The organism is Sphaerisporangium sp. NPDC049002 (assembly GCF_040649355.1).
Taxonomy (GTDB): Bacteria; Actinomycetota; Actinomycetes; order Streptosporangiales; family Streptosporangiaceae; genus Sphaerisporangium.
The window spans coordinates 1-1,457 of sequence record NZ_JBEZFH010000447.1 but is presented as its reverse complement, the minus strand read 5'-3'; the positions used below and the strand labels follow the sequence as shown (position 1 = coordinate 1,457).

Sequence of the window (1,457 nt, the reverse complement as noted above, 5' to 3'; positions counted from 1 at the left end):
CAGGCTCTGGCGGGGATTACCCCGCGGGAGGCTGAGGTGCCGTTCTATTCGACGGTGGAGGGTGAGCCGTTCGGGGTGCCGTTGGACACCTGCGGGTTGGACGCGGGGTACTGGTATCGGAACCTGCGGAGCACGGTGCGGTTCGATGAGACGGTGGTGAGCCTGCTGGGTCAGGATCACCGCACCTTTGTCGAGGTGAGTCCGCATCCGATTCTGGTTCCGGCGTTCCAGCCCCGGGTTGAGGCGAATGACGCTCCCGCGGTGGCCGTGGGAAGCCTGCGTAAGGACCGCCCGGAGGTAGCGGCGCTGGGCACCGCGCTGGCGACGTTGCACGTCCACGGACTCAGCCCCGACTGGGAGGCGTTGTATCCCGACCCGCCGGTCACCAAGCGGCCCGAACTACCGACCTACCCCTTCCAGCACCAGCGGTACTGGCTCACCTCGACGGTGGGAGCGGATGTGTCGGCGGCGGGCCTCGGGGTTTCGGACCATCCGTTGGTGGGCGCGGTGGCCGAACTGGCCGACCAGGGTCAGGTGGTGTTGACGGGGCGGCTTTCGCTGCGGGAACATCCCTGGCTCGCCGATCATGCCGTGGCGGGCAGGGTGCTGGTGCCGGGTACCGCGTTCGTGGATCTGGTGCTGCGGGCCGGTGATCACGCCGGTCATCAGGTGGTCGATGAACTGGTGCTACAGGCGCCGTTGGTGCTGGACGCCGACGCGGCGGTGGACCTTCAGGTCATCGTCGGGGCACCGCGGGACAACCGGTGCGCGTTCAGTGTTCATTCGCGTCCGTACAGTGCGGGCGGGGGCGTGCAGGAGACCTGGACGTCGCACGCGAGCGGGCACCTGTCCCCGGTGCCGGGTGCTTCGTCCGCGGTGGCGGACTGGGGTTCGTGGCCGCCGCCGGGCGCGCACGCTGTTGAGGTGGACGGTCTGTATGAGCGGCTGGCCACCTGTGGTTACCAGTACGGTCCCGCCTTCCAGGCCGTGAACGCGATCTGGCGTCAGGGTGATGACCTCTATGCCGAGGTCCGGCTCCCCGAAAGCCTGGACGGCCGGGGTCACGGCATCCATCCCGCCCTCCTGGACGCGGCACTTCACCCCCTCCTCCTGCTCACCACCGCCGATACCAGCAGCGACACCGGCACCGGTGGCGGCAGCGTGCGGCTGCCGTTCGCGTTGTCGGGGATCACGCTGCACGCGACCGACGCCACCACGCTGCGGGTACGCGTCACCACGATCGACGCCGACACCTTCAGCCTCACCGCCACGGATCCCGCGGACGGGCCCGTCATCACCATCGACGCCCTCACCCTCCGCTCCAGCGACACAGGCACGCTGAACAGTGCTCCTGCCGGGGTCTCCGATGTCAGCTCGAATCTGTTCCAGCTCTCCTGGGCAGCGGACACCAGGCCCGTGCCGGCGGATGTCGCGGAACGACGGCTGCCCCGCTGCGC

Annotated in this window: 1 protein-coding gene; it reads left to right on the top strand. The window is 69.3% G+C overall.

Annotated features, from left to right (window positions below; all coding sequences use genetic code 11):
- The coding region (locus AB0B89_RS36405; RefSeq protein WP_358562341.1) for a polyketide synthase dehydratase domain-containing protein at positions 1-1,457 on the top strand (1,457 nt) is incomplete at both ends.